Annotated in this window: 4 protein-coding genes; 3 read left to right on the top strand and 1 reads right to left on the bottom strand. The window is 60.1% G+C overall.

The window, feature by feature from the left end; translation table 11 throughout:
- Positions 1–102: 102 nt before the first annotated feature.
- The 3 genes from TBK1r_RS10565 to TBK1r_RS10555 all read left to right on the top strand — a co-directional run bounded on the left by TBK1r_RS10565 (position 103) and on the right by TBK1r_RS10555 (position 5,881).
- Positions 103–1,068, top strand: coding sequence for a deoxyhypusine synthase family protein (locus tag TBK1r_RS10565; RefSeq protein WP_145209865.1), 966 nt, complete (start codon positions 103–105; stop codon positions 1,066–1,068).
- 560 nt (positions 1,069–1,628) lie between these two features.
- Positions 1,629–5,090 carry a pyruvate carboxylase gene (locus TBK1r_RS10560; RefSeq protein ID WP_145209862.1) on the top strand — a complete coding sequence of 1,154 codons (3,462 nt, stop codon included), beginning with the start codon at positions 1,629–1,631 and terminating at the stop codon, positions 5,088–5,090.
- Positions 5,091–5,104: 14 nt separating this feature from the next.
- Positions 5,105–5,881 carry a hypothetical protein gene (locus TBK1r_RS10555; RefSeq protein WP_145209859.1) on the top strand — a complete coding sequence of 259 codons (777 nt, stop codon included), beginning with the start codon at positions 5,105–5,107 and terminating at the stop codon, positions 5,879–5,881.
- A 117-nt stretch (positions 5,882–5,998) separates the two neighbouring features.
- Here the strand turns inward: TBK1r_RS10555 and TBK1r_RS10550 are convergent, their stop codons facing one another.
- Positions 5,999–11,485 carry an FG-GAP-like repeat-containing protein gene (locus TBK1r_RS10550; RefSeq protein WP_419581202.1) on the bottom strand — a complete coding sequence of 1,829 codons (5,487 nt, stop codon included), beginning with the start codon at positions 11,483–11,485 and terminating at the stop codon, positions 5,999–6,001.
- Between the last annotated feature and the right edge of the window lie 104 nt (positions 11,486–11,589).

Raw genomic sequence — 11,589 nt, 5'->3', positions numbered from 1 at the left:
CGTGTCACGACTTTCAGTCCTCGTCGAAATGAATTAAAAAACCGGCCTCCAAACGCCTGCGAACCGTCCATCGGCCAACCTTCCCCCCCATCGAGAACCGTTTTGAACGTCAGCGACTTCCTGGAACGACATTACCGTCACTTCAATGCCCGCGAAACCTTGGCCGCGGCACGGTCGTACAAGGACCTGATCGAGCAGCGTGGCGGCCGGATGATGGTCACGCTCGCCGGCGCGATGAGCACGGGCGAGCTGGGATTGTCGCTGGCCGAAATGATCCGCCAGGGCAAGGTGCACGCGATCACATCGACGGCCGCTAATTTAGAAGAAGACATCTTCAATCTGGTCGCACATGACGAGTACCGGGTGATCGAAAACTGGCGCGGGTTGTCCGAGAGCGATGAAGAGGCGCTGTTGGAAGAGGGATTCAATCGTGTCACCGACACCTGCATCCCTGAAACCGTGATGCGGCACATCGAAGGTCGGTTGACCAAGCTATGGCAGCATGCCGCCGATTCGAACCAGCCCCGCACGCCGGCGGAGTTCATGTTTGAATTGCTGGACGACCCAGAGTTGCCACAACACTTTCAAGTCCCGCGCGAAAACAGTTGGGTCGCGGCGGCCAAAGACGCCGGCATCCCTGTTTTTGTTCCGGGCGTCGAGGACAGCACGCTGGGCAATATCTTCACCGCCCGTGTCATCGACGGAACTGTCGCCGGACACCATGCGATGAAGCCGGGCACCGCGCAGCTGGAAAAATTGGCCGCGTGGTATCGCGAAAGTTCCCAGCAACACCCCATCGGTTTCTTTCAAATCGGCGGCGGGATTGCCGGTGATTTTTCGATCTGTGTGGTCCCGATGATGCGGCAAGACCTCAAAGAGGACGTGCCGCTGTGGAGTTATTTCTGCCAGATCAGCGATGCCGAGACCAGTTATGGCGGGTACAGCGGTGCGGTGCCGAACGAAAAAATCACCTGGGAAAAACTCAGCCGCGAAACACCCAAATTCATGATCCACAGCGACGCCTCGATCGTCGCACCGTTGATTTTTGCGTACGTGCTGGGGCTGTAGCGTCGTGTCACGGCTGCTCGTGCTCTGGCTACAGTGATTCTTGTGGCTGCGGAACTCACCACCGTTTCCGCTCCGATGGCGATCTGCCGACAGCCTTGGCAGCTTCCGCAGCGGCTTCAAGCTTAAGATCCAATCGTGACGAGGCACTCCACCAATTTCACCGCGTGAACGATCGAAAACAATACCCACGGATGGCAGCGCGAACCCACGGATGATAGGGTGCAAAAAATCCGTGGGTTCGCGCTGCCATCCGTGGGCCCAATCATCGGTTCATTGTTCCGCGCGTTACAGCCTGACCGTTTGACCCTCCCCACGCTCCACTCGATCCTCCCAGCCCAGGAGGGTTGTTCAGGATGTGCAGAGACCGACGGCCATGGCAGCGGGGTGGATGAAGTGGGGCGGCGGCGGGGATTCGATTCGTGTTTCGTCGCTCCTGTGGGCCTGTGCTGTCGTACACCGGCAAATTCGTTAAATTGCGGGTCCGGCGACGGTCCTCGTATGCCCCGATGCCACTCGTGTTCCATCACTAGAACCTGTTCTTCCAGTTGGATTGCTTTTTGATGACGATTCGGCCCTTTCGAAAATTATTGGTTGCCAACCGCAGCGAAATCGCGACGCGCGTCTTCCGAAGTGCCACGGAGCTTGGGATTCGGACCGTCGCAATCTATTCCTACGAAGACCGCTACGCGCTGCACCGGTTCAAAGCCGACGAGGCCTACCAGATCGGTGAACCGGGGGAGCCGATTCGATCGTATTTGAACATCGATGCGATCGTCGCGCTGTGCAAAAAACATGACATCGATGCGGTGCACCCGGGCTACGGATTCTTGTCCGAACGACCGGGATTCGCCGAGGCGCTCGGCAAAGCGGGGATCGTGTTTGTCGGTCCTAGCGTCCGATCGCTCAATCAACTCGGTGACAAAATGTCGGCCCGCGAGCTGGCTGAGAAAGCCGGCGTCCCGGTCTTGGGGGGCAAGAATGAGCCGCTGCGTGATCCCGATGCGGCGATCGCGCTTGCGGATACGTTGGGCTACCCGGTGATGCTGAAAGCGGCCCACGGCGGCGGCGGACGGGGGATGCGGGTCGTCGCATCGGCCGACGAGTTGCCGACCGCGTTGGAAGCGGCGATGCGTGAGTCGAAAACCGCCTTCGGCAGCGATGAAGTGTTCTTGGAACGTTTCGTCAAACGCGCTCGACACATCGAAGTCCAGATCATCGGTGACGGCACCAACCTGGTGCACCTGTACGAACGCGATTGCAGCGTCCAACGCCGGCATCAAAAGGTCGTCGAATTGGCGCCGGCGCCCAATCTGCCGTCGGAAGTCCGTGACGGTTTGTGCGAAGCGGCGTTGAAGATCGGAAAGGCGGTCGGGGCGGACGGTTCTTGCTATGAGAACGCCGGAACGGTCGAGTTTCTGTTGGATGTGGATTCCAACCAATTCTTCTTCATCGAAGTCAATCCGCGGATTCAAGTCGAGCATACCGTGACCGAAGAAGTCACCGGAATCGACATCGTTCGCAGCCAGATTCTAATCGCGCAGGGGCACAAGCTGACCGATGAAGTGGTCGGGATTGGTGCCCAGGAAAACATCCGCACCACCGGCTTTGCGATGCAGTGCCGGGTGACCACCGAAGACCCCGCCAATCAGTTTCTGCCCGATTACGGCCGGATCACGCACTATCGGTCGGCGGCCGGACTTGGAATCCGTTTGGACGCCGGGACGGCATTCAGCGGCGCGGTGGTCAATCCGTTTTACGACTCGATGTTGGTCAAGGTCACCGCGCGGGCTCCGTCGTTGGCCGCCGCCGGTTCGCGGATGGATCGTTGTCTTCAGGAATTCCGGATTCGAGGTGTCAAAACCAACATCCCGTTCCTGATCAAGTTGATCAATCATCCGATCTTTCTCGCCGGTGAAGCAACGACGCGATTAATCGACACGACGCCCGAATTGTTCGAGCTGCCCAAGCGTCGCGACCGGGCGACCAAGCTGTTGAACTACCTGGCGGACACAATCGTCAACGGCAATGAGTTGGTCGCCGGGCGTCCGGTTGCCACCCGGCGTACACCCGCGCCGGTACCCGAAGTCCCGCCGTTGGCGGATCCTCCCAAGGGGACCAAAGACATTTTCCGCGAGTCCGGTGTCGAAGGCCTGGTCAAGTGGATCGGAGAGCAAAAGGGGCTGCTGCTGACCGACACGACCATGCGAGACGCCCACCAGTCGTTGCTGGCGACCCGTGTCCGCACCTATGACATGGTGCACATCGCGCCGGCGTATGCGCACCACGCGTCCCAGCTGTTCTCTTTGGAAATGTGGGGCGGAGCGACGTTCGACACCAGCATGCGATTCTTGAAGGAATCGCCATGGCAACGACTGGCGGACTTGCGCGAAGCGGTTCCCAATATCCTGACCCAGATGTTGCTGCGGGCCAGTAACGCCGTTGGCTATACGAACTATCCCGACAACGTCGTGCGATTGTTCGTGCGTGAAGCTGTCCAGGCTGGGATGGATGTCTTTCGAGTCTTCGACGCGCTGAACTGGGAACAGAACATGCGCGTGGCGATGGAAGCGGTGATCGAGGAGGGTGGGATTTGCGAAGCGTCGATTTGCTACACCGGCGATCTGCAAAACCCCCGACGCACCAAGTACGACTTGGCGTACTACATCAATCTCGCCAAACAGCTCGAAAAGATGGGCGCCCACTTGTTGGCCATCAAAGACATGGCGGGGCTGTTGAAACCCAAAGCGGCTGTCAAACTGATCCGGGCGTTGCGCGAGGAGATCGGAATCCCGATCCACCTGCACACGCACGATACCGCCGGCATCCAAGCGTCGACCATTCTGGCCGCTGCCGATGAAGGACTGCAAATCGCCGATGCCGCCCTGGCACCGTTGTCCGGCGGCACCAGCCAAGTGAACTTGAATTCGCTCGTCGAAGCCTTGCGAGACACCCCGCGTGAAAGCCCCTTGCGCACCGAAGCGCTGACCAATTTGGCGACCTACTGGCAGGCGGCACGCGAGTTCTACACGCCGTTTGAAAGTTCCGTGTTGCCGGCCACCGGTGATTTGTATGAACACGAAATGCCCGGCGGGCAGTACACCAACCTGTACCAGCAAGCCCGGGCCTTGGGATTGAGCGACCAATGGGCCGAAGTCTGCAAGGCATACGCCCAAGTCAACGCGTTGTTCGGGGACATCGTCAAAGTGACGCCGACCAGCAAGGCCGTCGGAGACATGGCGCTGTTCTTGGTCGCCAACGAAATGTCGGCCGAGGAAGTCCTGACCAGCGATAAATCACTGGCGTATCCGGCCAGCGTGCTCGATCTGATCGGCGGACGGATGGGGCAACCGCCGGGCGGATTCCCCGAAGCGGTGATGAAAAAGATTCTGGGCGACGAACCGGCCGTGACCAACCGGCCCGGTGAATCCATGCCCGACGCCGACATCGAAGCCGCCAGAAAAGAAGCCGCCGGGCTGATCGGTGAACCGGCCTGCGACCAGTCCTCGGTGACCCATTTGTTGTACCCCAAGGTCTTTGCCGACTTCGCCACACACCAACAGACTTACGGTGATGTCGCCAAGTTGCCCACGCCGAACTTCTTGTACGGTCAGCAACCCGGTGAAGAAATCGCCGTCGACATTGAAAAGGGAAAACGGTTGATCATCCGTTTCCTGACTGTCGGCCAACCCCACCCCGACGGGACACGCACCGTCTTTTTCGAACTCAACGGCCAGCCGCGTGAAATCACGGTTTACGACAAGTCCCTGGAACCGGAAACCAAAGCGGCGGTCAAAGCCGATCCCCGCGACGAAAACCAGGTGGCGTCCAGCATGCCGGGGATGGTGATCACCGTCGCCGTCGAAGAGGGCAGCAAGGTCAAGGAAGGGCAGAAGCTGATGGTGCTGGAGGCGATGAAGATGGAGACCACCGTCAACGCGCCCAAATCGGGTGTCATCAAAACCATCCACGCGCCGCCCGGAACCCAAGTCGAAGCAGGCGACTTGTTGGCGATCATCGAGTAGGCTACCGACGGAACATGAGTGGGAGAGGCTGCCAGCTTGTCGACAATGGATTGACGACCCTGGAAGCCTATCCGACTCGCAAGATCCGACGCTTCCGACGACGAATCCAACGCATCGAAACGGTCGAAGTTTCCCGAATGAACACGCGTCAAAGTCGAACGTTTTTGCGTCGGTCGGTGGCCGGTGCTCAAGGCACGCGAACCCCGTCGGGCAACGCTGTGAAGCATTTATGCCCGGCGTTTTGCGAGGTGTTAGCGGCAGGTCGCAAGCCCTCCGGTCCCTCATCGTTCCCCAAACACCGGAGGGCTTGCGCCCTACCGCTAAAAAGTGCTTCACCGCGTTACCCGTCGGGGCTGTGGGCTCGATGCCTGCTGCTCGCTGTATTAAGCACACTCGGGGCGGTCGGAGTCACTGCCGAGGAGCTTCCCCCCGTGGAATCGGTCGATGCGGCGACTCGTTCGATGTGGCTGATTGACGGTGTCGTCGTCGACTCGGTCAGCTCCCAACCGATCTCCGATTTCACCGTCACCCCGGGCTCCTTGTCGACGGACGAGACGGGCAGGTCGACGGTGCGATGGCGTGACAATTTGAAACGGGAAATGACAGCCGGACGCTTGCGTTGGCCGCGGACCAGCGGATTCTCCGTGATGCGTTTTCGAGTGACTGCCGACGGTTACCGCCCCGCCGTGACGCAACGCATTTGGCGCGGCGGCCCGCACACCCAAATCAAAGTCCGACTGGTTCCGGTGGACGAAGCAGCTGAGACGGCGCCCGGACAGCTGGCTCCCTGACCCGCGTTTTCTCCCCACCAACTTCCTCCCCACCACATCATTCTGCCCCATATCATTCTGCCTCCTTTCCACACACCTCCCCACGCGTTTGCCAGAACGATCCAGCCAGACCGGCGATCAGAACGGCAGCGTTTTCAGAAACCGCTGACCGAATCGGCCGTAGTCTTGGCCGTCCACGTCACCGTCTCCGTCGCTATCCATGGCGGGATTGAATCCGGGATCGCCGCTGGATTTTAGGAACGTCAATCCGAAGCGTCCGTAGTCCTGGCCGTCCACGTCGCGGTCACCGTCGCTGTCTCCGTAGAGCGCGAAGAAATCATCCGCGGCCGACGTGCCGTAGCTGTAATCACCGCCTTGCAGACCGTCGTTGTTTCCGTCAAGCGTCACTGACGTTCCCGCGCGACGCACCTTCGATGGATCAATGGTCAACTGGTAGTTGCCGTCGACCAACGCCGCATCCAGTCCACGGGTCAGCGCGCCACTGAATGTCAACGTCGCCACCGAATTGCCTTGCGGGTCGGTGTTGACGACAAACGATGTCGCCACCACACCGCCCTCGGGATCGCGTTTACGGACTTCGAACGCACCGGGATCGATGTCGACCAAGCCGTCAAATGCGACATCAATCTTTGTGATGCGAGAGTGTTGGGGGCTGGCGGATCCGTCGCCGATCGCCAGCGGGCCGACCTGTCCCAGATCGACCAATGTCAAACGCACCTCGGTCGGACCGACCGACAGGTCCCAGTCGCTGCCCAGGGGCGGGGTGGGAAAGTCACCGCTTGTGAAGGTTCCGGTGATCGCCGAACCACTCATCAGCACGAACGAATTGCCGACGACGGGAGTCACGCCGTCAGGGGCTCGGAATTTCACTGCGCCGCCGACGGAGATCGGTCCGGCGGAATTGATCTGTCCCCCGGCCGATTCAGTCATCGTGCCCAGCACGATCGGGTCGGTCGCGGCCAAGCTCAATGTTTCCCCACCCAGGTCCAAGTCGCCTTGAATCTGGATCGATTGCATCGCCAGCACGCTGACCGGGCCGACCGAGGTGAGTTGAACTGCGGTGACCAATCCGTCGTGGGTCACTTCGACGGTTGCCCCGGCCAGGGTGCCATCGGACGATCGAATCGACGCCGTGGAGGATCCCGTGCCTTGAACGACCACCGAATCGGAATCGTCGGCGCCATCGATCACGATGCCGTCGGGAAAGGCAAAGTAGCCACCGCTGGTAAAGTCGACGTTGAAGGTGTCGGCGGCGGAGGTGCCGGCGATCCGCAGCGATTGCGTCGTCAACACGGGTTTAGAGAGCAGGACCGCACCGCCATTGCCGTTGTCGATCAGTTCGACGTTCGATCCGTTTTGCCGGACGGTGACGTCGGTGGAGGTCGCGGGCAGACTGTACGTGACGTCCTCGCGGATCGTGATCACGTAATCTTCCACTTCTCCGTCGTCAGCCAGTCCATTCGGTTCCAAGTCACCCGCCGTGCTCAGTCGCACCCGCGCGTACGTTTGCCCGAGCGTCATCGTGGTCGGCACGGCGTAGTTGAGCGTTTGAAGTCCCGCGACCACGGTCACGCTGTCAAGGATCTGTTCGCCGGCGTCCCACGTTCCGTTAGCATTAAAATCGATCCAGGCATCGACCTTGGCCGTTTCGCCGCCTTGCAGGTCGATGTTCACGCCTGCGGTGGTTTGCCCAAGCTTGAGGGTCCCGAACATCACGCCGTCTTCGTCGCTACCGTCACCGTCGGCGTCCGGCGACGGAATCGCATCGGTTTCGCTGTCTCGCGTGGCGCCTAGTTGGGGACCGACCGCCAGGTGCGTTGCGCCGTCGCTGACGAGCAATGTCGAGTAGGAATCGGGGGCATCGCCGAGATCCGCGAGCACCGTTTCCAGCCAGACGAATCGATAATCAAAACTCGAAACGCCGACGACGTCGAGGTCACCGTCCCGATCCAAGTCCCCTAATTCAATCCGCCTCGGTCCATCGACGAAGTAGTCGATCGGACGCTGCCGGAATTTTTCGTTGCCGTCGTTCAAGAAGACGTACAACACGTACTCGTCTCGCGAGGCAACCAGCAAGTCGACATCACCATCCAGGTCGATGTCTCCCGGCGTGACGTCAAACGCGTAGGAGTCTTCCATCGGGACCAGACGCTCGGTGAAATTGCCTGCCCCGTCGTTTTCATACCAGACAATGTCGTCGGTGAAGGCGCCGACGGCGAGGTCCAGATCACCGTCACCGTCGATGTCGGCCGTTCGGACGGACGACGCACCGTACGCGGTGGTCGTGATGACTTTCTCGACGAAGTTCTGGCTGCCGTCGTTTTGGTACCAGGCGATCTTGTTATCGTTGTACGAGGCGCTGATCACATCCAAGTCACCGTCGCCGTCGATGTCGCCGGTTGCAACGCTGTAGGCCAACTTGGCATTCGTCGTGATCGTTTTGGCGGTAAAGTTTCCGCTTCCGTCGTTGTCATACCAAGCCAGTTTGTCGTCATAGCCACTGGCCGAGAGCAGATCCGGATCGCCGTCGCCGTCGACATCCGCGACGTGGACATCGTTGACGCCGACCGCGGCGTTCGAAACGAACTGTTCGACGAACGCGCCGCCGCCGTCGTTGCGGTACCAGGCGACTTTGTTATCGAAGTACGAACCGCTGATGATGTCCAAGTCACCGTCGCCGTCGATGTCCGCGGTTTCGACGCTGGTGGCTCCGTCAGCAGACGTGGTGATGATGCGCGGCAAAAACGCCTGCGAGCCGTCGTTCTCATACCAGGTGATTTTGTCATCATTGAGGGTCGCGCCCAGCACGTCGACATCGCCATCCCCGTCGATATCGGCCAGTGCGACGTCATACGGCAAGTAGGGCGAGGAGACGATTTCGTTTTCGACGAAGGATTCGTTGCCGTCGTTTTCGTACCAGGCGATCTGGTCGTTTCCGCTGGACGCGCCGAGCACATCCAAATCACCATCGCCGTCGACATCCGCGACGGTGACGTCGATCGCACCGTCCGCGTTGGCGTCGATCACGGCTTCGGTGAAGTTTTCGTCACCGTCGTTTTCGTACCAGACGATCAGATCGTCTCCATACGACGTGGCGAGAACATCCAGATCACCGTCTTGGTCAAGATCCGCGACCGAGATCGCGGTCGGATAGTCGAGCGTCGTCGTGATCGCGTGCTCGGTAAAATTTTCGCTGCCGTCATTTTCGTACCAGGCGATCTTGTCGTCCGACTGAGACGCGCTCAGCACATCGATGTCGCCGTCGGAATCCACGTCCGCGACCGCAACCCCCAACGCGCCATTGGCATTGGTGCTGATCACGTGTTTGGTGAACGCCCCGGATCCGTTGTTTTCATACCAGTTGATCGAATCATCGAGGGTGTGGGCGGTGAAGACATCCAGGTCTCCATCGCCATCGACGTCGCTGACCGCAATGCTCTTTGCCGCGCCCGCCGAAGGGTCGATTACATGGACGGTGTAGGGTTCGGCTCCCGTGTTTTCGTACCACAAGATCTCGTAGCTAAATCCGGCACTCAAAAAATCGCGATCACCGTCTCCGTCGACATCACCGATCGCGATGCTGAGTACGCCGCGATCGTCGGGCGACACGATGTGGGGCGTGAAGTTTTCGTCGCCGTCGTTCTCGTACCACACAATGTTTTGGCCGAAATAGGAAACGGCGATGACATCCAAGTCTCCGTCGTTGTCGAAGTCCTCGACTTCGATTTCCTCAGGATCGTCACCCTGGTCACTGATCAGACGACGAACAAAGTTTTCGTTCCCGACGTTTTCAAACCACTCGAACCGATTGGAACCAGCCGACGCGCTGAGCACATCCTGGTCTCCATCGCCATCCAGGTCCACCGACTTGATCGCCGAAACCCCCAACGCGCCCGGCGAACTGATGTCGCTGCCGACGAACATCGGTGACATGGGTGCCGGCGGTTGGATCGTCACCTGATAGTCTTCCACCTCGCCATCGGGGGCTTCACCGGTCGGGGCCAGCCCGCCGACGCTGCTGAGGCGGAAACGTGCATAGGTGGTGCCGACGAGTGCGTCGCGTGGGATCGGGAAGGTCAGCACGTAGTCGAAGATGCGAACATCGGCGGAGTCGAAGATTTGTTCGTTGGGGTCGTCCCAGTCGCCGTCCTGGTTGAAGTCGATCCAGGCATCCAGAAAGACCCAACTGGGTTGGTTGGAGTTGCTTTGTACGTTGACGGTGACTTCGGCGTCGAAGGCTCGGACATGCAGCGGACCAAACGTCACGCCGTCGTCGTCGGCTCCGTCGCCATCGGCCAAGGCGGACGGCAATCCGTCGACTTCGCCGTCACGTGCTGTCCCCAGCCAATGGCCAACCGCGAGGTGTGAAGCTCCACCGGATGCCGCCAGTGTGGGGTAGGGTGCGGGGGCGTCGCCGTAGTCGGGCGAGCCGTTTTCGAACCACAGCACGTTGTCGCCGTACTGTGCGCCGATGGCGAAATCCAGCTTGCCGTCACCGTTGAAATCGTCGATCGCCAGGCTGTCGGCGCCGTTGGCTGAATCATCGCTGATCACGTACTCGGTGAAGCCACCGGCGCCATCGCCCAGGAACACGCGAATCTGATCGTTTTGGGACGAGGCCAAGATATCCATGTCGCCGTCGGCATCGAGATCCGCGGTCGCGACGTCATAGGCTCGGTCGGCGGACGTCGTCAAAATGCGTTCGCTGAAATTCTCGCTGCCGTCGTTTTCATACCAGGCGATCGTGTCGTCGCTAAACGACGCGCTGACCACATCGACGTCGCCATCGCCGTCGGCGTCGAACGCGGTCACGGCGATCGCCTTGTCCGCCGTCACGCTGATGGCGTGCTCGGTGAACGTCTCGTTGCCGTCGTTTTCATACCACGCGATCGTGTCGTCATTGCCCGAGGCGCTCAGTACATCGAGATCGCCATCGCCGTCCACATCGGCCGTGGTCACATCGTAGGCACCATCGGCGCTGGAGCTGATCACGCGGCGACTGAAGGATTCGTTTCCGTCGTTTTCGAACCAGGCGATCGTGTCGGAGAAAAAGGCGGCGCTGAGCACATCCAGATCACCGTCACCATCGACATCGGCCACCGCGACACTGCTGGCGTTGGTTTCGACGGAACTGATCACGTGCTCGGTGAATTGCTCATTGCCGTCGTTTTCGTACCAGCGAATCCTGTGGTCGTACTTCGACGCGCTCAACACGTCGGTGTCGCCATCACCGTCGAGATCCGCGATCGCCACACTTTGTGCCCCGTTGGCGAGCGTGGAAATCGTTTTTTCGGCAAAGACACCGCCGCCCTGGTTGTCGAACCAGCGAATCGAATCGTCTCGATACGACGCGACCACGATGTCGTTGTCGCCGTCGCCATCGATATCTCCGCTGGCAACGCCCCGCGGCCCGTCCACCGTGTCCCCGATGACCGCATGCTCGACGAAGGTCGCACCGGGCGGCGGCGGCGAGGGAGGGAAATTGAGATCGGAGGCCAGCAGAATGCGTTGTTCCAAGTGTTCGCCGCGAATTCGACCGCTTGCCCGTCGGTCCGCTGTTCTTGTTCGCCGTCGCTTGCACGACCTCAGAATCGTTTGTTTCATCGAGCTGCAGAGGAGGGACCGAAGGGGGGAGTCATCGCACTTGTGGGAGCCGCACATTCTACTCGCTCGCCGCGCGTCACGCTCGATCGCCCATCAAGCCCTTA

This window comes from Stieleria magnilauensis, from assembly GCA_007753675.1.
In the GTDB taxonomy this organism is placed as follows: domain Bacteria; phylum Planctomycetota; class Planctomycetia; order Pirellulales; family Pirellulaceae; genus Stieleria; species Stieleria magnilauensis.
Note: the sequence above shows the minus strand (reverse complement) of the source record. Positions and strands in the feature narration are given on the sequence as shown.